Genomic DNA, 22,036 nt, shown 5'->3' on the forward strand with positions numbered 1-22,036 from the left:
TTTCCATGCGAACACCAGCTTCTATTTTAACACAAATTCCGCTTCGCGTTTACGCCGAAATAATAGACCTGTGATACCAAAAATCAAATACATTGAACCAAGCATCGTAAACATACTGCCAGGTGAAACCCAGTTGATCAACTGACCTCCCAGATTCGGTGCCACGATACTTCCGATCGTAAAGTGAAAGGACGCTACCACATTGGCTGCAGGTAACAAAACTTTGGGTAAAATATCTGCGGCATAAGCGAGTCCCAGCGAGAAAAATGAACCTACGAGTCCTCCCGCGATAAGCAACAGTACAAGTGTCAGCCAGAAATTCGTACCCGCTAAAGGAACCAGCATAAAAGCTAAACCGCCGCCCATTCCGGCTATCATTAGAATTATTTTTCGACCATATCGGTCACTTAATATGCCGAGCGGAAGCTGAAGAAATAGTCCACCAATCCCTATAAAAGGAAGCAAAGTGGCAATCTGATCGGTATCATATCCCACACGAAGTCCGTAAACGGGAAAATTGCTGTTCATGCCCGCTTCCATATAACCGTATAAAAGAGCTGGCAACAGTGCGTACCATGCCCAAGCGAAACTGCGCCGAAAGCGTCTCTCTGGAAAATGAGCATGTCCTGCTTTTTCCGGCTTGGTATCCGGTAGCTTCATCAGCACCAGAATGAGTACAGCGGCCATGCCAACAAACAGTACCAAAAATGGAACAGCATCACCATACCTGAGCAGCTTGATTCCTAATGGCCCGATACTGAAACCCAGTCCGTAAGACATGCCGTAAAGGGATATATACCGTCCTCTCTTCTCTGGCGCAGTGACTAACAGTACCCACAGCTGGGCTGCATAATGTAAAGCACTGTCTCCGATGCCGACAATCAGGCGTAGCACAAACCAAATTTTAATATCAGGAAAATACGGGAACAGGATCAAGGGAAGCATAACCAGAATTAAGCCGCCAACAATCAGTTTTTTGAATCCAAGTGCTCCCAGTAAACGTTCGGCTGCCAGTGTCATTGCGAATGATCCAATGTAGAGCGCAGCGGCATTTAACCCGTTTAACCCGGGAGAAACCCCTTGCTGTTCCAGAAAAATGGATAAGACAGGTAGCAACAATCCCTGACTGATCCCCGCCGCAACGATCACGGTAATTAAAATCAAATAATTAAAAGTTGAGGGTGATATTTTAAATTTGAACATCAATGCCACGGCATTTCATTCCTCCTGCAAGCGCAAACAAAGAAAAATCGCCATTGCTGACGATCTCCAGGCTGTTATTTATATGGGTGTATACTTTCTTTATAAATCGGGTCTAAACTCCGAACTTGAACATTATAGTGGACAACGCCCGGTAAAACAAGCCATAATAGTACATAAGTCGCTGTGAATACCTAGATGTGACGGGAGGATTCTGCATCATTATGGCTTATCACGTTAAAATTGATGTTTCACCGATATATGAGATGCTCAACAGCTTTTTGGTTTATGTCACGAAAAAGTGGATCCAGCATCTGGACATTGGTCCTGAATGGATTCTGGACGTTGAGCGCAAGCTAAGTTCCAACGTACGTGCTGCGCTTGCACCCGCTGCTACGTGGCCTTTTGACGATTTCGATGTCCTGTTCGCCTGGGCAGCATATAAGAATAACACTTTAGAGAATCAAGACTTTCTGGACATGCTCACAGAGCTTTCGGCTGACGAATTATTTGCGCGCGTTTCTTCATTAATGCCTTCACTTACGATAGAAGAATCGACGCGTATTCGGAACAGCTACGTCCCATTACTGCGACTATGGGATCAGCACTATTGCCGGAACATTAGCGAAGATCATCGTGTATGGCTTGAAGAGGATGCCGAGGAGAAGCGCATTTTGCTCGAAAAAATGGGCCCTGAACTGTTGATAGAATATGCCACAGCAGGTGTTATTGTGGAACCCATCGCTGGATTAAACGAAGTGATTCTGTTCCCAACGGTGCATAACCGTCCTATTAACATGTACTGCTTCTATGAAGGTATGATGATTATTCAGTATCCCGTAGATATACCGGAAGAGAGCGAAGATGAGCCGCCAACGTGCTTGCTAAGATTCACACATGCATTGGCAGACCCGGAAAGACTTCGCCTGTTAAGATACGTTTCGGACGAACCGAAGTCACTCTCGGAGATGTGTGAGGAGCTTGGCAAAGAACAAGATCCTGTCAAAGATCAGGTTACAGCTCTTCGCATTGCAGGTCTACTGCGTACACATTTATTAGGAAGCAATCGTAAAGAAAAATATAGCATCAGACCTGACGGAGTATCTGAACTGAATATGTTTTTAGAATCCTACATTCGCATCTAACGAATTAATTGATCAAGATAGTGAATGATCCGCAGGCAAGCGTAAGCAAGGAGTGAACTAGCGTTGACCTCATTTAAACAACATATCTTGTTTGACCTTGATGATACACTCGTATATTGCAACAAATATTTCAATCTCGTTCTGGGAGAGTTCTTTGAGAACATGCAGCAATGGTTTGACGGACATGCTCTGACCACGCAGCAGATTCGGGAGAAACAGCTCGAAATCGATGTGACCGGAGTGAACAAAGTCGGATTTGCAAGTCACCATTTTCCACAGTCCCTGATTGATACGTATCGATATTTTGCTCGAAAATACGAGCGTGCGACATCAACCGAAGAAGAAACATATTTAAGCAAACTGGGCATGAGTGTTTACACCCAGGAAGTTGAGCCTTATCCGCATATGGTAGAAACGTTGGAAGAACTGAAATCTGCCGGGCACTCTCTTTACTTGTACACTGGCGGTGAGACCGTCATCCAGCAACGGAAAATTGATCAGATGAAGCTTTCTATCTATTTCGATGATCGAATCTATATTCGTCAGCACAAAAATATTGAAGCATTGGAAGGCATCCTGTCCAAAGGGCCGTTTGACCGGCGAGCAACATGGATGATTGGCAATTCGCTCCGCACAGATATTATGCCTGCCGTGAATGCAGGAATTCATAGCATCTATATCAAACAACCCAATGAATGGCAATATAATATTGTTGAACTGCAGCCGAATCCGGAAACTTCGATGTATACCATCACAGCACTGGAAGAGGTCCCCAAAGTCATTCATGAGGATATCGAGCAGAAACAACAAAAAAGAACCCTTGGGTAAAGGGTTCTTTTTTTACTTTCAACTATAATAACTACAGCCGCCTATGGCTATACTTCCTGTTTTTCACCGGATAATTGACCCGTGACCACATCTTTTAAAATAATACGTGCCTTCACCGTGCTTCCATCCTTGCGTTTGAACGAGAGAACTTGCGTACTGCCCTTCTCTACCAAAGACTTCAGCATCGTACTTGTTATTTTTTTGCCGGCGTATTCTTTCCAAACGACAAATGTACATCCTTCTTTGAAACGGGAACAGCCATACCCCTTCTTGCCCTCAATAATATGCCCGGAACAACCAGGTGAAGGACATGAAGCAAGCACTTCACGTACACCAGAACTTGCAGTGCTCGATTGCGCAGTTGTACCTTTGCTTGAAGTAACGTTTGCTGTTGAAGTCCTGGTCGCTTTGCTACCACTCGTTACCTTGTTACCTGCTTTGTTACCTGCTTTGTTGCCAGCTCCTCTCCCTTTCCCCTTACCTTTGCCTCTCGCATCTTCACCAAAGGCATCAGCAGCAGCGGGAGCCTGGACACGCACTTTTTCAATGATGGATAACGTGAATTTCTTGACGTTTTCCATGAACTTGTCCTGTCCAGCTTCACCTTTAGAGATTTGATGTAACCGACGCTCCCATTGCCCCGTCATCTCAGGCGAGGTCAACAAATCTACACCGGCACGGCGGATCAATTCAATCGCTGTTCGTCCCTTGAGCGTCAGTTGCATCTTTTTCCCTTGCATCGTAATGTAACCTACGTTTTTGAGACGTTCGATCGTAGCCGCTCGTGTAGCCGGGGTTCCCAGACCGCTATCCTTCATCGCATCACGGAGTTCTTCGTTCTCGATCTGTTTGCCTGCACTCTCCATTGCTTTGAGCAGTGTGCCCTCGGTATAACTTTTGGGCGGTTGAGTTGCTTTCTCCTTGAATTCACTCTTCGTACATTGAACAGGCAAGTCAGGCTGTACAGCAAAAGCTTTGTCCGTCCATTCCTCTGCTTCCTCTTCTTCATTGCTATTTTTTTTCGCTTTTTTCTTACCAGAAGCACCTTGTTCCTGATCGCCAGAACCCAGCACTACTTTCCAACCGATGGATAATAGCTCCTTTACAGACGTTTTGAACTGATGTTTCTCGACCTCCGTAAGTACCGTATGCTGTTTATACTCGGCGGCGGGATAGAAATGAGACAGGAAACGTCTCACGATTAAGTCATATATATTCTGCTCTTCCTTGGACAGTGTCCCTGGTCGTTTCAGTGTTGGCAAAATCGCATGGTGGTCTTCCACTCGACTGGGATTGCAGACCCCTTTGTTATTTTTATGCACCAATTCCGGTTTTGCGCCCAAAGCCAGCTCACTGTACGTTCCGTTTTTAAGCAAATTCAACGTTTTGTGCATGCCTTCAATGTTCTGCTCGGTTACATAGTTGGAATTTGTACGCGGGTACGAGATCACTTTATGTTTTTCGTACAGGGCCTGTGCAATATCCAGTGTTTTTTTCGCCCCATAACCGTATTTTGCATTTGCTTCACGCTGTAAAAGAGTCAAGTCATACAACCGGTATGGATACTCCTTGGTTTGTTTGGCTTCATATTTAATAATCTGACCTGTCTTACCCTTTACACTGTTTGCAATAGCCTCTGCTGTTGCTGCATCCGTAAGTTTATCTCCTTGACGTAAACCACGGTATTCAACACCTTCCTGCCGAAACCAGGCTGCCACTTCATAGAACGTCTGTGACTGAAACGCTTCAATCTCCATCTCACGGTCATAGATGAGAGCCAACACAGGTGTCTGCACTCGTCCAACAGACAGTAGTGCATTATGCCTTGTTGTAAACGCCCGTGAGGCATTCATGCCAATTAGCCAGTCCGCTTCACTGCGTGCACGGGCAGCATAAGTCAGATTTTCGAATTCTGCGGCATCTTTCAATCCATCAAATCCACGCCGAATACTTTCAGCTGTCAAATCCGATATCCACAGACGTTTTACAGGCTGGCGCAACTTCAATTGTTGCTGGATCAGCGCAAAAATATATTGTCCTTCCCGCCCTGCATCACAAGCGTTAACGATCGCTGAAGCACGCTTTGCGAGTTCTCCGATGATTTTGAGCTGATCCTTTGTCCGCGGATTCGGTACAATTTTGAATTGATCCGGAATGATCGGCAAGTCCGCAATATTCCAGCGTTTGTATTTCGAATCATAGGCATCCGGTTCAGCCAGTCCAAGCAAATGCCCAATCGCCCAGGTGATAATGTACTGTTCACCTTCCAGATACGTGCGATTATTTTTGGCTTTTGGTTCTATGACGGCGGCAATGGTTCTCCCCATATCGGGTTTCTCCGCAATAACCAGTGTCTTCATCCGTCCATCTCTCCTCCTAAACCGCCACTATGACGGCAAAAAGGGGCCTTCCGCCGACGGAAGCCCCTGCTTCTGAAACTTATTATATCAGATTTTGGATTCAAGAGCACCTATTCCGGATGAATTAACCAGCCGCCGGCTCATCAAGCTCATGTTTTTGTCTGCACTCTTTACACACACCTTGAAAATCAAGTCGATGATCGGTCACAGCAAAACCATACTGACGCAAAACCTGTTGCTCCAATCGAAGCAATCCATCTTCCATAATTTCTTCCACACTGCCACATTCCGTACAGATCAGGTGATGATGATGGTGAGAGCCGTCTGTGCTACGCAAATCAAAACGTGCAGCTCCATCGCCGAAGTTAATTTTCTCTACAACCTGCAAGTCACTGAGTAGCTCTAACGTACGATAAACGGTTGCGAGTCCAATCTCCGGAAACTTTTCTTTTACCAGAAGAAATACTTCTTCTGCGCTAAAATGATCTTTCTCATGTTCCAACAACACACGCACCGTCACTTCGCGTTGCTGAGTTAACTTGTATCCTTTATCAACCAATTGGCTTTTGATTTGGTCAATTTGCTCTGAAATGGACTTGTCCCGATTACTTGCCATACGGGTGCACCTCCGTTACATGTTATGTTACCTGTTCTTACTTAAACGTATTTGTAATCATGTACTCAATTCATTGTCATGTTTATAAGACAGCATCGTCAAAGTTAGAATTCTATTTCCCATTATGAATCAATTCGACTTTGGCCTTATTTATAATAATTATAATCTAATAATAAGTCTTTATCTTAGAAAATGCAATGCTCTTATTCACATTGTCATCAGAAATGGAAAAATTCACGGAAGATATATTGACCAAAATATATAGCAAATACCCCTCGCGTATACGAGGGGTATTCATCGCTTTGTTCATAATGTAAATACTTTATGACGTAAATTAAGAAGACACAAAGATTGAACGATGGTACTGGTTTATACCAGTACTGTTGCTCCCATCAAATATTTATCCACTTCACGAGCGGCTTCACGCCCTTCGTTGATTGCCCATACCACTAAACTTTGACCACGGCGCATGTCACCAGCTGCAAATACTTTATCAACGTTGGTGTTGTATTTGCCGTAACGCGCCTTCACGTTCGTGCGGCGATCTGTTTCAAGTCCCAACTGCTCAACCAGTGTTTGCTCCGGTCCGTCAAAACCGATCGCAATCATCGCCATCTGCGCAGGGAATACACGCTCTGTACCTGGAATTGGTTGATAAATTTTGCGGCCTGTCTCATCAACAATACGTTCGATTTGAATCGTGTGAAGTTCTTTAAGATTGCCTTCTTCATCACCCACAAATTTGGTGGTCATGATGGAGAATTCACGTGGATCCTCCCCAAACAAAGCTTTTGCTTCTTCTTGTGCATAATCCAGAGTATAAACATTTGGAAATTGCGGCCAAGGATTGTTAATTGGATCACGCTCAAGCGGAGCCTGAGTATGTGTACCAAATTGCGTGATCGTACGGCAACCATGACGCAACGATGTAGCCACACAGTCAGAACCTGTATCCCCGCCACCAATTACAATGACATCTTTATCTTTTGCAGAGATGTAGTTGCCATCCTCCAGGTTGGAGTCCAGGAAGCTTTTGATGCTTCCATTCAGGAAATCCATCGCATAGTGCACACCTTTCAGGTTAGCACCTTCAATGTTAAATTCGCGTGGCTTGGTTGCACCGCCACACAGAACAACAGCATCGTAATCATTAACAAGTTGCTCAGCCGGAATATCTTTTCCGATCTCTGTATTCGTAATAAACTGAATTCCTTCGGCTGCGAGCAGGTCTACACGGCGTTGTACCACTTTTTTATCCAGCTTCATCGTTGGAATTCCATACATTAATAATCCGCCGACACGGTCTGAACGTTCATATACCGTTACCTTATGTCCAGCCTTGTTCAATTGAGCCGCTGTTGCAAGTCCCGCCGGACCTGAACCGACTACGGCTACACGCTTGCCTGTGCGCTTCTCCGGTGGCTGTGGTACAACCCAACCTTCTTCGAAGCCTTTTTCAATAATAGCTTCTTCAATCGTTTTGATCGTTACTGGCTGACCAATCAGGCCCACTGTACATGATCCTTCACAAGGAGCTGGGCAGATACGGCCTGTAAACTCCGGAAAATTGTTCGTTTTGTGAAGACGCTCCAGCGCTTCCTTCCACAAACCGCGATAAACGAGATTATTCCATTCTGGAATCAGGTTATGAACCGGGCAGCCTGACGTACCGCCAGTCATATCTATACCTGTATGACAATAAGGGGTACCACAATCCATGCACCTTGCACCTTGTGTTCTGAGTTCTTCTTCAGCCATATGTTTATGAAACTCTTCCCAATCCTTGATGCGCTCCGCTGGCTCTCGATCGGCAGGGAGCTGCCGTTTGTATTCCATAAATCCAGTAGGTGTAGACATCTTACGTTTCCCCCATCCGTTCTTGTCTTAATCCCTTCATGCGTATGCTCTATATGAAATGGATTACTCTTTTACTTGAGTTTTTGTCTATTGTATCACAAAATCTACTCAAAGATATTTCAATTATAGTAGCATTTACGACATTGAATATTAAATGGATTATCCGCATAATTATTTGTATTTTATACATCATAGCGTTCAACTGAACGTATGGTCAATAGCTTAAATTTGGTCTTAAACCAGAGTATAAAGTTTTTTCACAAGCGAAAGTTAAGAATAAAAAAAGCAATAACGTCATATAAATGTAAGATAAATTGTCATTAAAATCAAGCTTTTCAGTGAAATTTAAACTCATTTACGAAAATCAAACTCGATTTAAAGCTTTACAACGTTGAAATCCTACAGTTTTTAGACTATTCAACCATAAACGCAAGCTGATCCAATGTATATTATGCAAAATCCACCAGTCGTTGTGTCACATTGATGTAATGAAATAACACTTGAAATAATTGTTCACATTCAATAGAAAAACATTGTATTAAAAAAGACACTGCTCACGGAAAATTTCTTGTGATCAGTGTCTTTACATGTTTTTCTAACGTTTACGCTCGTAAAACTCGAATGTAAAAGGATATACGTTTTTCTCATCCTGCTCGCCTTCGATCTGCTTCTTTAACTCCCATTCGCTCCAGTTCACTTCCGGGAAAAACGTATCTCCCTCAAATTGCTCATGAATCTTGGTGACGACGAGCCGATCTGCAAACGGTAGAAACTCCCGATATACCTGAGAACCTCCAATTACGCAAAGCTCTTCACCTTGAGCAGCCTTCAGACCTTCTTCAATCGTATGTACGATCTCTGCTTGATCCGCTCTATAATTCAAGTCCCGAGTCACAACAATATTACGACGGTGAGGGAGTGGCTTGCCGCCGAATGATTCCCACGTATTACGTCCCATAATAATCGTTTTGTTTATCGTTTGCTGCTTGAAAAAAGCCATATCTTTTGGCAATCGCCAAGGAAGAGAATTATGATGTCCAATCACACCATTCTCTCCCATTGCCCATACCAATTCAATACTCAAAGGCCGCACATCCCTTTCATTGAATACGTTATTGTGTTCATACTGCAATCGGTGCTTTGATACCTGGATGATGTTCATAGTTTTCAAATTCAAAATCTTCAAATTTGTACTCAAAAATCGAATCAGGCTTACGTTTAATCACCAGCTTAGGCAAAGCAAACGGCTCACGCTCTAGTTGCGTTTTCACCTGCTCCACATGATTGGAATAGATGTGCACATCTCCACCAGACCAGATGAAGTCGCCCACTTCCAGGTCACATTGCTGTGCAATCATATGTGTCAGAAGGGCATAACTGGCAATATTAAATGGCAGACCAAGGAACGTGTCCACGGAACGCATCGTCAGCATACAAGATAGTTTACCCTCAGCCACATAAAACTGAAACGCAAAATGACAAGGCGGTAATTTCATGTTGTTAATTTCGGCCACATTCCACGCACTCACCAGATGACGACGGGAATCGGGATTATTTTTAATGGAATCTATAACAGCAGCGATCTGATCTATTTTCTCCCCGTTTGGTGCTTCCCATGTTCGCCATTGTGAGCCATACACCGGTCCAAGATCGCCATTTTCGTCTGCCCAATCATCCCAGATCTTCACACCATTTTCTTTCAAGTAGGCAATATTCGTATCTCCGCTCAAAAACCACAGCAACTCATGAATAACTGACTTCAGGTGAATTCGTTTGGTCGTTACAAGTGGAAAACCTTTGGATAAGTCATAACGGAGTTGCCTACCAAAGACAGACTGTGTCCCTGTTCCAGTTCGATCTCCTTTGTGAACGCCGTTGTCCAATATATCTTGTAATAAATCGAGATAGTTTTTCATGTTGGTGTCTCCTCGCATCTCTATATATGTTACGTACCCATACCCAACTGGGCCACAGACTTCTAGAGGTCTGATCATTTAATTAGTTTACCATACTGAGCAGATTGGCAAAAGACTCGAAACTTGATCAAAAAAAGAGACAAGCAACGCGATTAGCGTCACTCGTCTCTTTCGAATCTACATATAATGCCGGACGAATCCGTTGCTTCGATGATCTTAACGGGAGATGATGTGGATCGGGTGACCCATTACCAATTCCGCTGCTTCCATCACGATTTCGCCCAGAGTTGGGTGAGCGTGAATAGTAAGCGCCAGATCTTCCAAAGTTGCGCCCATCTCGATTGCAAGACCAAGCTCAGCAATCAAGTTGGAAGCTTCCAAACCAACGATTTGGCAACCCAGAACAAGGCCGCTTTCTTCGTCAGCAACGATTTTTACGAAGCCTTCAGCATGGTTCAAAGATACGGCACGGCCATTACCCGCATAAGGGAATTTACCTGCTTTTACTTTATAACCTTTTTCTTTAGCTTCTTTCTCCGTATAACCTACGCTGGAGCACTCAGGATCTGTGAACACAACAGCTGGCATACATTTGTAGTCAACTACAGATGGTTGTCCAGCGATTGCTTCCGCAGCCACTTTACCTTCATAAGAAGCTTTGTGTGCCAGAGCCAGACCAGATACGATATCACCGATTGCGAAGATGTGTGGAATGCTTGTGCGACCTTGGTGGTCAACTTTAACGAAACCACGCTCGTCAACGTCAACACCGATCATGTCCAGACCAAGTTCTCCGTCTGTATTAGGACGACGTCCTACAGTAACGAGCAGGTAATCTGCAGTTACTTCTTTGGACTCACCATTTACAGAATACTTAACAGTTACATCTTTATCCGTTTGCTCAGCGCTTTCCGCTTTTGCACCCGTTACGATTTCGATGCCTGTTTTCTTCATGTTTTTAGCTACAAGGCTAGTCATGTCTTTATCGAATCCTGGCAATACCGTATCCAAACCTTCGATGATTGTTACTTTAGCACCGAATTTGGAGTACATTTGACCAAGCTCAGCGCCGATATAACCGCCACCGATTACGATCATGCTTTTTGGTACTTCAGGCAAGTTCAATGCTTCTGTAGAAGACAGAATGCGTCCGCCAAATGGGAAAGGTTTCAGTTCGATTGGACGGGAACCTGTTGCAATGATTGCATTTTTGAACTTGTAACGTGGTGACTCGTGATCGTTGAATACACGAGCTTCGTTTTCGTTGATGAACATACACTCACCGTTGAAAACTTCAACTTTGTTGCCTTTGAGCAAACCAGCTACGCCGCCAGTCATTTTCTTAACAACGCCGTTTTTGAATTCTTGAGTTTTAGCAAAATCTACTTTTACGTTCTCAGCGGAGATACCGAAAGCATCGCCGTGAAGAGCGGACTCATATTGATGTGCAGCAGAGATCAGAGCTTTGGATGGGATACATCCACGGTTCAAACATACGCCGCCCAGCTCGGATTTGTCTACGATCAATACGCTTTGGCCCAGTTGTGCAGCACGGATGGCAGCTACATAGCCGCCAGGTCCTGCACCAATTACTAATGTGTCGATATTGAGAGAAGCGTCGCCTACTACCATATCTTACACCTCCATAACAAGCAGCTCAGGGTTAGCGAGCAGCTGTTTAATGTAATTCATAAAGTTTTGTGCTGTTGCGCCATCGATGATACGGTGGTCGAAGCTCAAGGACAATGCCATTACAGGTGCTGCAACAACTTCGCCGTTTTTGATAACCGCTTTTTCGCTGATGCGTCCTGTACCCAAGATAGCAACTTCTGGGAAGTTGATGATTGGAGTGAAGAACATACCGCCAGCAGAACCGATGTTACTGATGGAGATTGTGCTTCCTCTCATTTCATTCGCGCTCAGTTTGCCATCGCGTCCACGAGCTGCCAGATCACGGATGGAATCAGCGATCATCCAGATGGATTTACGATCAGCATCTTTGATTACAGGAACGATCAGACCGTTATCTGTATCTGTAGCGATACCGATGTTGTAGTATTTTTTGTACACAATTTCATTTGCTTCTTCATCAATCATTGCGTTCAACGCCGGGAATTGACGGGAAGCTGCAACCAATGCTTTAACGATGAATGGCAAGTAAGTAACTTTTGTGCCTTTTTTCTCTGCAATTGGTTTCATGCGAGTACGGAATGCAACCAGTTCAGTTACGTCCACTTCGTCCATGATTGTAACGTGAGGTGCAGTGTAAGCCGATTTAACCATTGCATTGGAGATCGCTTTACGGATACCTTTGAAAGGTACGCGCTCTTCTTCAAGGCGTTGATCAGCTGCTGCAGCCGCAGGTGCTGCGGATTTTTTCTCTTCTTGAGCCGGAGCGTCGGAAGAAGTTGCCGTTGCAGAAGAACCGCCACCGTTTTTGAAGGATTCCACATCTTCTTTGGTTACTTTACCGTTGTTGCCAGTGCCGTTAACCTGAGCGATGTCTACACCTTGCTCACGAGCAAATTTGCGAACGCTTGGCGTAGCCAAAACGTCTTTTGCAGGAACAGCAGGAACGCTGTTGTTGCCGCCTTCTTGAGCTGCATTGGAGCTTGAAGTTGCTGCAGAAGAACCGCTAGTGTCAGCTCCACCTTGTGCTGCGTCTTTCTCTTGTGCACCTTGGTCTTCAGCAGGAGCGTCGTCTTGCTCAGGCAGTTCGCCTTCTGCGTCGATAATCGCTACAACTTCACCAACGTGGCAGATTTGACCGTCTTTGGCGAAAACTTCAGTTACTGTTCCGTTTACCGGACAAGGAACTTCAACAACCGCTTTGTCGTTCTGTACTTCCATGATGATATCGTCGTCAGTTACTTTGTCCCCGACTTTGATGTGCATCTTGATGATTTCGCCTTCGTGAAGGCCTTCGCCCAGTTCAGGGAATTTATATTCAAATTTAGCCAACTGAAAAACCTCCTTGATTATTTGCTCCATCCTGAAAACAACCCTTAGCTCCACAAACCAACTGTTACTGCGAGTGCAAATAACTGTCAATCAAGGGGCTAATGGCTGTTTACAGTGCAGCTGTGCTGCGATGTGAATCACCATACTGCGCCTTGCGGCATGTCAGATGATTGAATTAGAAGTTCATGACTTTGTTAACCGCAGCAACGATACGCGCCGGGTTAGGCAACCATGTATCTTCGATTTGTGCAAAAGGATATACTGTATCCGGGCCAGCTACACGCAGAACCGGTGCTTCCAAGTGCAGGATTGCTTTTTCATTGATTTGCGCAATGACTTCAGCTGCAACACCTGCGCTCTTTTGAGCTTCTTGTACAACAATGGCACGGTTTGTTTTCTTAACGGAAGCAACAACTGTATCGATGTCGATCGGGCTGATCGTACGAAGGTCGATAACTTCAACTTTGATACCTTGTTTTTCAAGCTCTTCTGCAGCTTTTACAGAAGTATGAACCATCATACCGTAAGTAACGATGGTAACATCGGAACCTTCACGAACAACGTTCGCTTTACCCAATTCAACAACATAATCTTCTTCAGGTACTTCTGCACGGAAAGCGTGGTACAGGTTCAAGTGCTCCATGAAGAATACTGGATCGTTGTCACGGATGGAAGCGATCATCAGACCTTTCGCATCGTAAGGGTTAGAAGGAACTACCACTTTAATACCCGGAGTTTGCGTGAGCAAACCTTCCAGAGAATCTGTGTGCAATTCTGCCGCTTTTACGCCGCCACCAAATGGTGTACGGAATACGATCGGAGAATTGTATTTACCGCCGGAGCGGAAACGCATACGAGCAGCTTGAACTACCATTTGGTCAAGGGCTTCGAAGATAAAACCTACGAATTGAATCTCAGCTACCGGACGGAAGCCTTGAATACCCAAACCTACAGCCAAACCGCCGATTGCGGACTCAGCCAGTGGTGTATCAAATACACGCTCTTCGCCAAACTCTTTTTGCAAGCCTTCCGTTACACGGAAAACGCCGCCTACATTACCAACGTCTTCACCGAAAAGCAGAACGTTAGGATCACGTTTCAACTCTACGCGAAGCGCATCACGAATTGCTTCTTTCATGTTCAATTGTGCCATTTGCTTCATTTCCTCCTTAAACATTGACAGTTCACATTTGAATTCATACATGTATACCGAGACACCAATGCTGGCGCCGGACGTTTATGCTTTATCGGAAAAAACTTATTGGAAATCAGCTTTTTGCTCTTCCAAGTGCTTAGGCGTTTGTTCGAACATGCTGTCGATCAAGCCTGAAATCGTCATTTTCTCGGTTTTTTCCGCTTTTTTGATCTCTTCGTTCACTTTTGCTTTTGCTTCTTCTTTCACACGTGCTGTATCTTCTTCAGTCCACAGACCTTTTTTCTCCAGATATTTAGCAAAACGTGCGATTGGATCTTTTTCGCTCCACTCAGCCTCTTCTTCTTTCGTACGATACTTGGAAGCATCATCGGAAAGGGAGTGTGGACGGAAACGATAAGTTACCGCTTCGATCAAAGTAGCGCCTTCTCCATTACGTCCGCGTTCAGCAGCTTCCTGAACCGCTTTGATAACAGCGAAAATGTCCATACCGTCAACTTTAACACCTTTGATCCCTGCTGCTACCGCTTTGTGAGCGATGGACAGAGCTGCCGTTTGTTTAGCAAAAGGAGTTGTGATGGCATAACCATTGTTTTGTACAAAGAAGATCACTGGCAGTTTGTATACACCAGCGTAGTTCAGACCTTCATAGAAGTCACCTTCGGAAGATCCGCCATCACCTGTGTACGTGATAACTACTTGTTTTTGTTTCTTCAATTTGTAACCCATAGCAATACCCATTGCGTGCAGAATTTGAGCACCAATGATGATTTGCGGCATCAATACGTTAACGCCATCTGGAATTTGTCCACCATGCTGGTGTCCACGGGAGTACAAGAATGCTTGATAAAGAGGAAGTCCGTGCCACACGAGTTGCGGAATGTCGCGATAGCCTGGAGCGATAAAATCTTCTTTTTCAAGAGCAAACTCACTACCTACCATTGTAGCTTCTTGACCAGATACTGGAGCATAGAAACCAAGACGACCTTGACGGCCGAGGTTTACTGCACGGTCATCCCAAGTACGGGTAAATACCATGCGATACATAATTTCTTTTAATTGATCGTCGGAAAGCTTAGGCATCATGTCTTTGTTAACAATTTCGCCGTCAGGAGACAGCACGGACAGAGCTTCTACATCCTCCGTGTATACTTCATAAGGAACCTTGCTCATTTTTTTCTTCACCTCAACAAAAAATTTGAATATCAAGTTCCGCTGTTATATTATTATTATACACCTGTTTCACTGCATACGTCAAAGAAATCCGTAATATTTTTATGTTTCCTTTTGGATTGTATGTATAACAGGGGTTTAATATTGGTATAACAGCATAATACATGATTGCGTGTTTGACCCATCCCCGCACCAGGTTAATCTTACCGTATTGCGCGGGTGAATGCAAAAATAACCCGGAAAGGTGACGTTTTATGACGGATTCCCGCTATTTGAAACGTACAATTGTTAAGGAAGAGATTGAAAGCCGTTATCTCGGCGAGAAACGAACCTTGCGTATTTATCTTCCCCCAGGCTATAACGAACTGCTTAGCTACCCTGTCGTATATTGTCAGGATGGCGAAGAGTTTTTCAACTTTGGCCGAATCGCTACCACCGCTAACCGCATCATTTTGGATGAAGGTGCCGAACCTTTCATTATTGTAGGGGTTCAAGTGGACGTTTCTGTAAGGACGCAGGAGTATGCTCCCTTTGGCAGCCGCTTTGAAGCTTATACGAAGTGCTTTGCAGAAGAGATTATTCCCTATGTAGAAGAGAAATATCCTGTAAGACGCTCGCCGCAGGAACGTGTTCTTGCTGGTGATTCATTGGGAGGCAGTGTTTCATTGCATCTTGCACTGAAATATCCTGAGCTGTTCACCCGCGTTATCAGCATGTCCGGTGCCTTCTACTCCGCTTCTCAGGAAATCTACGCTGCAGCCGAAGACTTGTCCTGGTTGTCGATCTGGATGATTGTAGGTTTGCAGGAGACCGCCTTCGAAGCCGATACCGGAACCTATGATTTTGTACAGCTGAACCGGGATACGCGTGATCTGCTGGAGAAACGTGGTGCTCTCGTCTCCTATCAGGAAAAAGACGGGAATCACCAATGGGGCTTCTGGCAAAAGGAACTGCCTGATGCCTTGCTTTACTTTTTGCAAGAAGGCTAGTAGAAAATAGTTTAGTTGAACAGGCGGCTGTATAGCCGCTTTTTCTTTTTTAATATTTAGTGGCCAATACGTTGTTACCGCTTACATTCATGCCCTGAAAAAGAAGCAGGAGTTCAACATGTTCCGTTCCTGCTACTTTGCCATTTCACCAATCATAACGGGTTGCTCAAATCTGGCTTGTGTTTTATCTGAACAGGATCAGGTTAAAGGATGCTCTTCTTCAATTCTGTTCAGCAAGACATCACAACCTGCATTCACCAGCTCGTACACTTCTTCAAAGTTCCCTGTGTAATACGGATCAGGTACTTCTCTCAGCTTTTCGTGCGGTAGCAAATCCATGAACTTGATAATCTCCGCCTCTTCTCCTCCTGGCAGGCTACGTACATTCTCTGCATTAGAATTATCCATACATATAATGTAATCAAATTCAGTGAAGTCTGCACTCACGAATTGTCTTGCCGTCATGTTGGCATAAGAGATTTGATAACCGTCAAGCAACTTACGGGTACCCTCATGCGGAGGTTTGCCCACATGCCAGTTGCCTGTACCAGCCGAATCAATCCGGATATGTTCGCCAAGCCCCTTCTCCATCACCTTGTGGCGCATCACTGCTTCCGCCATAGGAGATCTGCATATGTTACCGAGACATACAAAAACAACGTTAATCATAATAAGTTACTCCCCCTTGCTCAAAGTCCCTTGAATTACGGATGGTGCATGTTGCGGAATAAGTTTCTCCGGCTTCAAAACAACGGTTTCGTTAGGCGTCAACGAGCGGCGCGGCAGCTTCCATTTGTAGTGCACAGAACACATCCGGAAAAAGACGACTGTTGCAAAACAGATGAGCAAACCAATGTTTGTTGTAAACCACCCCATTCCGATGGCAAACCCCGCTGCCATTGCCCATACCGCATAGATTTCATCACGAAGAACAAGTGGTTTACGCCCAGCAAGAAGATCACGAATGATACCTCCGCCAATACCCGTCAGTACAGCTGCAACGATTACGGCACTGATGGGATGACCCATATTAGCCGCATACAATCCGCCCTGAATTGCAAAGGCAGCCAGTCCAATTGCATCAAACAAAGCTTCCGTCCTTTTCCAGTGGCTGATCCACTTCAAAGGCAACACAAAAGCAACAGCTACAGAAACCAGCGCAAGCATGATTAACGAGCCCTGACTCCATAATGTTGTTACAGGCACACCAATAAGCACATTCCGGATGACTCCGCCTCCGAATGCTGTCACGAGCCCAAGTACCAATACACCCAAAATATCATATTCCTCTTCCATAGCTACAAATGCACCAGACATTGCAAATGCGATCGTACCGATAATGCTGAATACTTCAAAAATGTGTAAGTCCAACCTGTTCAAACCTCACTTTTCAAGTCATCTCCATGTCGCTCTCCCCATTGTATCCGCGACTACGGAAATTGTGCAACCACATTTTGTCGATTATACTGGTTTGGTGTATAGTTTTATAGCTTAGCGCAGGATTAGCTTCAATTAGAAAATCAAATAGTTTCCCTCTATAAATAAGGAAGGATGAAATAGAATGGACTATAAACGGATTGTCATCTTCACAGGTGGTCAACTCACGCAGGAATTCCTTCAGGAGATTCAGCCCGATGACGTTATTATTGCGGCAGACCGTGGTGCCTTGTATTTAATTGAGCATGGCATCAAACCACACATCGCAGTGGGCGACTTCGATTCTATAACTGAAGAAGAACGAGAGATCGTAAACAGTAACAGTGTAGAATTCATTGCTTGTGATCCGATCCATAAAGATCTGACAGATACCGAAATGGCTTTTGAAACTGCTCTGGATCATGAACCCACTCATATTCTCATCTTTGGTGCAACAGGCACACGAATGGATCATACCCTCGCGAATGTTCATATCATGGTTCGTGCTATGCAACATCATATCTCCTGTGCGCTTCAGGATGAGCACAATTTTATGACGTTAACTACTTCCAGTGCTGTTGTCGAGCAACGCGGGTTTACCTACGTCTCTTTGCTACCATTAACACATGAGGTCACAGGGATATGCCTGGAAGGATTTATGTATCCTTTGGATCACGCCACCATACGTATGGGACAATCCTTAGGGATCAGTAACAAGCTACTGGACACTTCAGGCACAGTAACGATTGATAGCGGCCTGTTGCTCATCATTCAAAGCAAAGACTGAACACTAAAATACGAATATAGCAAGGAATTCTAAAGATTTACGAAGGTCGAATTCTACAGCTCCATGTTCAGTTATTACGTTTTTGTAACCTTTTTTCGTGTTCTGAATCAATCAAAATGAAGAAATCTCCTTGATAATCAAGGGGATTTTTGTTTTATAACTATTTCTGGATTCGTCAATGATTAATTTTTTGACATTTTTAATCGTATTTTAATAATCACATCTAAAGTACTGTCCTATCAGCTTTTTTGCTTATGTATCCAATTTCTAGGGTGTTACAAACCTGTTATACTCGCTCTAGCAACTTAACGAAAACGAATTTTGGAGGTACTAACTACATGAAAACAAACTTCTTCATCCAAAAGGCCGTAACCGTCGGGTTGTGCGCTACACTAGGTTTTGGAGCTGTATTAATGACAAATGCACCTGTTGCACAAGCCGCAACGGCATCCGTATCAACAGGACAGCAAATTGTAAACTATGGTAAAAAATTCACTGGAACTCCATATAAATTTGGTGCTTCAACAACGACAACCAGATACTTTGACTGTTCTTCTTTTATGAAGTACATTTTCAAAAAATATGGTGTAGATCTTCCGCGCACTTCCGCACAACAATCCAAAGAAGGTAAATTCGTCTCTAAATCCAATCTTCGTGTTGGTGACATGGTATTCTTCTCGAGCGGCAGCCGCTCTACGGGTTCTAATGTTACTCACGTTGGTGTTTATGCTGGAAACGGCAAAATTCTTCACACGTACGGCTCTCCAGGTGTAACCCTGTCTGATCTGAACTCCGGTACGTGGAAAAGAACGTACATTACAGCTCGCCGCGTCCTGTAGTCCATCTGACTCTATAAAATCTAAACTGACGACCGGATCAATTGATCCGGTTTTTTCTTTTCATATCATCCTATCTTTTAAATACCCGGATTAATCCTTGTTTCAAACTGGAGAATGGTGGAATATTTAAAAATCAGTTATCCACCAACATATAACCTATCCCTCGAACCGTCCGAATTAACTTTACTTCTCTGCCTTTATCCACTTTCACCCGTAGATGTTTAATGTAAACATCAACAACGTTTGTATCCATGGCAAACTCATACCCCCACACCTCGCGTAAAATATCTCCCCGTGTGCACGCTTCATTTAAATGCAAAGCTAAAAACTCCAATAATTCATATTCTTTCGGAGTCAGGTTCAGATACTGTCCTCCACGGCTCACTCTTCGCGAGCGCAGATTAAGTCTGAGGTCTTGAACTATAATGATTTCCTCGCCTTCATGAGAAGCACTTGCAAACAACCGAAGCAGGCTACGAATTCTCGCAAGCATAACCTTCCAATGAACAGGCTCCTCCATAACATCATTCGCTCCGAAATCAAGCCAATCAATGACCCGCTGCGGCGAAACTTCAGGAATAATTACGATTAGAGGCGTGGATACACTCGGATTCATCCAGCGCTTCAATGCAATTTTATCCTGTTCACTGTGATGCATATCCTCAGACGCTCGATCCACTAAAATAATCAGATGCGGACGAACAGCCTTAAAATCCATTAAGTCGTTCAATTCATACCATTCTACATGCTTTACCTCATAACCCTCGTCTTGCATAACATGCTCTATATGTCGCACTAATTCCCCAGTACCCACTACTATGATCGCTGTTTTCATCATTTCTCACCCGGCCCGTCTGGTTTCCGTTGCTACTTGGCATGGATTGTACCGTTAGGATGCCATAAAAAGAAAAAGTCCATCCCCACGGGGAACAGACTTTGTCAATGAATGAGTTTTAATATTTCACATGATTGACTGAGGTTTAGCCGAAATACCGATGAACCAACGTACGTGCCTCCGACGTATCTTTTGTGCCATGAACAAGCACACGCCCATCCTGAAAAATGACCAACCGATGTTGACCTGTTGTGAATGACACCAGAAAAGGATTCATTTCCACTTTTCCTTCACCAAGACGTTCCAATCGATCTGCTGTCTGCGGAAGGTCCAGTTGTATGCGGCGCGCAGGACGAATCTGAACAGTATCCCTACCACATAACACATCGGTTTTCTCCAGATTGGATGCAGAAAGAAACGGGTAGGTAGCTGCCGGGCTACATGATGCACATTCTTGCTTTTTGGCCCCATCTACATTAATGGATATGTACTCGTTCCTCCACACATCGAATGACAGCAATTTACGCCGAAGAGCAGCTGTGTTACCACTTAGCAACTTCATCGCTTCCGCTGTCTGATTGGCCGTCACCATTTGCACCGCTTGAGGAATGATGCCCGACGTATCACAAGTATCCCCACCAAGTGGTACTTCTCCTAAGAGGCAGTTTAAGCAAGGTGTTTCCCCAGGCAAAAACGTATACGTAATGCCATAGCTACCCACACATCCTCCGTAGATCCAAGGTATATTGTGTTTCTGTGCCATATCATTAATTAGTAATCTTGTATCAAAATTATCCGTTGCATCCATGATTAGATCGGCATGCTCAACTAGCTCTTCAAGTTCATCCACGCGCACATCCATTACTTTGGCTTCGATGCGAACGGTTGAATTGATTGCTGATAAACGTTTGACAGCCGCCATCGCTTTGGGCATGCGCTCAATCGCATCCTGTTCAACATAAAGTTGTTGCCGCTGGAGATTACTCCATTCCACATAGTCCCGGTCTACAATGGTAATTTGCCCGACACCGGAACGCACTAACGTTTCTGCAATACCCGTTCCAAGTGCGCCGGCTCCGATAATTAAAACATTGCTGTCTTGTAACTTCGCCTGACCCTCTTTGCCGAGCGGAGCATATCGTTCCTGTCTGGAATAACGATCGCTCTGCTCCGCATGATGTAACTGATCTGTCATAAATGAACCATTCCTTCCGCCGGACTGCTTGCTGCTGCATAACGTTTCACCGGAATCATGCCTGCCGTATACGCCAGTCTGCCCGCTTCGACCCCGAGCCGCATCGCTTTTGCCATGACAACCGGATCGTTTGATCCAGATACGGCTGTGTTAAGCAATACACCATCCGCCCCGAGTTCCATGGCATAAGCGGCATCTTTGGGGGAACGTAACCCTGCATCTACAATAACAGGCACTGCCGCTTGCTCTATGATGATTCCGAGATTATAAGGGTTAATAAGCCCTCTACCTGCTCCAATTGGTGAAGCTCCAGGCATGACTGCATGTACACCAAGCAATTGAAGGCGTTTAGCTAAAATTACGTCGTCGGAAATGTAAGGCAACACGGTGAATCCTTTTTCGAGCAAAATGCTACAAGCCTTGTACGTTTCAAGCGGATCAGGCAGTAACGTTACTCCGTCTCCGATGACTTCGACTTTTATCATATCACAAAGCCCCGAAGCTCGCGCAAGCTCAGCGATCCTTACAGCTTCTTCCGCAGTCGAAGCACCCGCCGTATTGGGTAGCAATGTGTATTTGCCCAAATCCAGCGTATCCAGAAAATGTTGCTTGCCCGTATCCTCCAGATTCAGACGACGTACAGCAAAGGTCAGCACTTCAGTACCTGAAGCTTCCACGGCCTGACTCTGTACTTCCATATCGCTGAATTTGCCTGTTCCAAGCAACAACCTTGACTCAAACGAGTATTTACCAATCGTTAACATCT

At 44.6% G+C, this 22,036-nt stretch carries 20 protein-coding genes; 5 read left to right on the plus strand and 15 right to left on the minus strand.

Going from position 1 to position 22,036, the window contains the following annotated elements; genetic code table 11:
• Positions 1-21 precede the first annotated feature (21 nt).
• Positions 22-1,203 carry an MFS transporter gene (locus FS818_RS08995; RefSeq protein WP_145332822.1) on the minus strand — a complete coding sequence of 394 codons (1,182 nt, stop codon included), beginning with the start codon at positions 1,201-1,203 and terminating at the stop codon, positions 22-24.
• A gap of 221 nt (positions 1,204-1,424) precedes the next feature.
• Here FS818_RS08995 and FS818_RS09000 point away from each other — a divergent pair, with 221 nt between their 5' ends.
• Together FS818_RS09000 and FS818_RS09005 are read left to right on the plus strand one after the other, a co-directional pair.
• The gene (locus tag FS818_RS09000) at positions 1,425-2,345 is read left to right on the plus strand and encodes an ArsR/SmtB family transcription factor (RefSeq protein ID WP_145331513.1); all 921 of its coding nucleotides are present in this window, start codon (positions 1,425-1,427) and stop codon (positions 2,343-2,345) included.
• Between the two features lie 63 nt (positions 2,346-2,408).
• Positions 2,409-3,173, plus strand: coding sequence for an HAD family hydrolase (locus tag FS818_RS09005; protein ID WP_145331514.1), 765 nt, complete (start codon positions 2,409-2,411; stop codon positions 3,171-3,173).
• A gap of 47 nt (positions 3,174-3,220) precedes the next feature.
• On the opposite strand, the gene FS818_RS09010 is transcribed toward FS818_RS09005, so the two are convergent.
• From FS818_RS09010 to pdhA, 9 genes are all read right to left on the minus strand, one after another.
• Positions 3,221-5,533 carry a type IA DNA topoisomerase gene (locus FS818_RS09010; protein ID WP_145331515.1) on the minus strand — a complete coding sequence of 771 codons (2,313 nt, stop codon included), beginning with the start codon at positions 5,531-5,533 and terminating at the stop codon, positions 3,221-3,223.
• A 124-nt stretch (positions 5,534-5,657) separates the two neighbouring features.
• A complete protein-coding gene (gene fur / locus FS818_RS09015; RefSeq protein ID WP_090916681.1) occupies positions 5,658-6,149 on the minus strand; it encodes a ferric iron uptake transcriptional regulator in 492 nt (163 codons plus the stop codon).
• A 369-nt stretch (positions 6,150-6,518) separates the two neighbouring features.
• Positions 6,519-8,006, minus strand: a complete 1,488-nt coding sequence (locus FS818_RS09020; RefSeq protein WP_145331516.1) for a glutamate synthase subunit beta — start codon at positions 8,004-8,006, stop codon at positions 6,519-6,521.
• 595 nt (positions 8,007-8,601) lie between these two features.
• Complete coding sequence (locus FS818_RS09025) at positions 8,602-9,090, minus strand: dihydrofolate reductase (protein WP_145331517.1); 489 nt, start codon at positions 9,088-9,090, stop codon at positions 8,602-8,604.
• 37 nt (positions 9,091-9,127) lie between these two features.
• Positions 9,128-9,922, minus strand: a complete 795-nt coding sequence (gene thyA, locus FS818_RS09030; protein ID WP_145331518.1) for a thymidylate synthase — start codon at positions 9,920-9,922, stop codon at positions 9,128-9,130.
• A 216-nt stretch (positions 9,923-10,138) separates the two neighbouring features.
• The gene (lpdA, locus tag FS818_RS09035; RefSeq protein ID WP_145331519.1) at positions 10,139-11,554 is read right to left on the minus strand and encodes a dihydrolipoyl dehydrogenase; all 1,416 of its coding nucleotides are present in this window, start codon (positions 11,552-11,554) and stop codon (positions 10,139-10,141) included.
• 3 nt (positions 11,555-11,557) lie between these two features.
• Positions 11,558-12,883, minus strand: a complete 1,326-nt coding sequence (locus tag FS818_RS09040; protein WP_145331520.1) for a dihydrolipoamide acetyltransferase family protein — start codon at positions 12,881-12,883, stop codon at positions 11,558-11,560.
• Between the two features lie 175 nt (positions 12,884-13,058).
• Positions 13,059-14,036 (minus strand): alpha-ketoacid dehydrogenase subunit beta, encoded by a 978-nt coding sequence (locus FS818_RS09045; protein WP_090916689.1) that lies wholly within the window; start codon positions 14,034-14,036, stop codon positions 13,059-13,061.
• 105 nt (positions 14,037-14,141) lie between these two features.
• Positions 14,142-15,209, minus strand: coding sequence for a pyruvate dehydrogenase (acetyl-transferring) E1 component subunit alpha (gene pdhA, locus FS818_RS09050; protein WP_095286477.1), 1,068 nt, complete (start codon positions 15,207-15,209; stop codon positions 14,142-14,144).
• Positions 15,210-15,463: 254 nt separating this feature from the next.
• On the opposite strand from pdhA, the gene FS818_RS09055 reads away from it, so the two are divergent.
• The gene (locus FS818_RS09055; protein ID WP_145331521.1) at positions 15,464-16,198 is read left to right on the plus strand and encodes an alpha/beta hydrolase; all 735 of its coding nucleotides are present in this window, start codon (positions 15,464-15,466) and stop codon (positions 16,196-16,198) included.
• 198 nt (positions 16,199-16,396) lie between these two features.
• Here the strand turns inward: FS818_RS09055 and FS818_RS09060 are convergent, their stop codons facing one another.
• Positions 16,397-16,867, minus strand: coding sequence for a low molecular weight protein-tyrosine-phosphatase (locus tag FS818_RS09060; protein ID WP_145331522.1), 471 nt, complete (start codon positions 16,865-16,867; stop codon positions 16,397-16,399).
• A 6-nt stretch (positions 16,868-16,873) separates the two neighbouring features.
• Positions 16,874-17,569 (minus strand): trimeric intracellular cation channel family protein, encoded by a 696-nt coding sequence (locus FS818_RS09065; protein ID WP_090916699.1) that lies wholly within the window; start codon positions 17,567-17,569, stop codon positions 16,874-16,876.
• 190 nt (positions 17,570-17,759) lie between these two features.
• Here FS818_RS09065 and FS818_RS09070 point away from each other — a divergent pair, with 190 nt between their 5' ends.
• Positions 17,760-18,401 carry a thiamine diphosphokinase gene (locus tag FS818_RS09070; protein ID WP_145331523.1) on the plus strand — a complete coding sequence of 214 codons (642 nt, stop codon included), beginning with the start codon at positions 17,760-17,762 and terminating at the stop codon, positions 18,399-18,401.
• 338 nt (positions 18,402-18,739) lie between these two features.
• Entirely contained in the window at positions 18,740-19,240 is a 501-nt protein-coding gene (locus FS818_RS09075; protein ID WP_145331524.1) for a C40 family peptidase, read from the plus strand.
• Between the two features lie 133 nt (positions 19,241-19,373).
• On the opposite strand, the gene FS818_RS09080 is transcribed toward FS818_RS09075, so the two are convergent.
• The 3 genes from FS818_RS09080 to FS818_RS09090 form a co-directional block, all read right to left on the minus strand.
• Complete coding sequence (locus tag FS818_RS09080; protein WP_186375445.1) at positions 19,374-20,075, minus strand: response regulator transcription factor; 702 nt, start codon at positions 20,073-20,075, stop codon at positions 19,374-19,376.
• Positions 20,076-20,220: 145 nt separating this feature from the next.
• Positions 20,221-21,270: a ThiF family adenylyltransferase gene (locus FS818_RS09085; protein WP_145331526.1), complete on the minus strand. Its 1,050-nt coding sequence runs from the start codon at positions 21,268-21,270 to the stop codon at positions 20,221-20,223.
• Positions 21,267-22,034 (minus strand): thiazole synthase, encoded by a 768-nt coding sequence (locus FS818_RS09090; protein WP_145331527.1) that lies wholly within the window; start codon positions 22,032-22,034, stop codon positions 21,267-21,269. Before FS818_RS09090 ends, FS818_RS09085 begins: the two co-directional genes overlap by 4 nt.
• Between the last annotated feature and the right edge of the window lie 2 nt (positions 22,035-22,036).

The sequence above is a fragment of the Paenibacillus xylanexedens genome (assembly GCF_007680605.1).
In the GTDB taxonomy this organism is placed as follows: domain Bacteria; phylum Bacillota; class Bacilli; order Paenibacillales; family Paenibacillaceae; genus Paenibacillus; species Paenibacillus xylanexedens_B.

What these genes read in the sequence shown, in the direction of transcription:
- FS818_RS09055 (WP_145331521.1), top strand. Translation starts at nt 15,464, where the DNA reads ATGACGGATTCCCGCTATTTGAAACGTACAATTGTTAAGGAAGAGATT.
- FS818_RS09090 (WP_145331527.1), bottom strand. Translation starts at nt 22,034, where the DNA reads ATGTTAACGATTGGTAAATACTCGTTTGAGTCAAGGTTGTTGCTTGGA.
- thyA (WP_145331518.1), bottom strand. Translation starts at nt 9,922, where the DNA reads ATGAAAAACTATCTCGATTTATTACAAGATATATTGGACAACGGCGTT.
- FS818_RS09075 (WP_145331524.1), top strand. Translation starts at nt 18,740, where the DNA reads ATGAAAACAAACTTCTTCATCCAAAAGGCCGTAACCGTCGGGTTGTGC.
- FS818_RS09000 (WP_145331513.1), top strand. Translation starts at nt 1,425, where the DNA reads ATGGCTTATCACGTTAAAATTGATGTTTCACCGATATATGAGATGCTC.
- FS818_RS09085 (WP_145331526.1), bottom strand. Translation starts at nt 21,270, where the DNA reads ATGACAGATCAGTTACATCATGCGGAGCAGAGCGATCGTTATTCCAGA.
- FS818_RS09010 (WP_145331515.1), bottom strand. Translation starts at nt 5,533, where the DNA reads ATGAAGACACTGGTTATTGCGGAGAAACCCGATATGGGGAGAACCATT.
- FS818_RS09020 (WP_145331516.1), bottom strand. Translation starts at nt 8,006, where the DNA reads ATGTCTACACCTACTGGATTTATGGAATACAAACGGCAGCTCCCTGCC.
- FS818_RS09070 (WP_145331523.1), top strand. Translation starts at nt 17,760, where the DNA reads ATGGACTATAAACGGATTGTCATCTTCACAGGTGGTCAACTCACGCAG.
- FS818_RS08995 (WP_145332822.1), bottom strand. Translation starts at nt 1,203, where the DNA reads ATGTTCAAATTTAAAATATCACCCTCAACTTTTAATTATTTGATTTTA.
- fur (WP_090916681.1), bottom strand. Translation starts at nt 6,149, where the DNA reads ATGGCAAGTAATCGGGACAAGTCCATTTCAGAGCAAATTGACCAAATC.
- lpdA (WP_145331519.1), bottom strand. Translation starts at nt 11,554, where the DNA reads ATGGTAGTAGGCGACGCTTCTCTCAATATCGACACATTAGTAATTGGT.
- FS818_RS09045 (WP_090916689.1), bottom strand. Translation starts at nt 14,036, where the DNA reads ATGGCACAATTGAACATGAAAGAAGCAATTCGTGATGCGCTTCGCGTA.
- pdhA (WP_095286477.1), bottom strand. Translation starts at nt 15,209, where the DNA reads ATGAGCAAGGTTCCTTATGAAGTATACACGGAGGATGTAGAAGCTCTG.
- FS818_RS09060 (WP_145331522.1), bottom strand. Translation starts at nt 16,867, where the DNA reads ATGATTAACGTTGTTTTTGTATGTCTCGGTAACATATGCAGATCTCCT.
- FS818_RS09080 (WP_186375445.1), bottom strand. Translation starts at nt 20,075, where the DNA reads ATGAAAACAGCGATCATAGTAGTGGGTACTGGGGAATTAGTGCGACAT.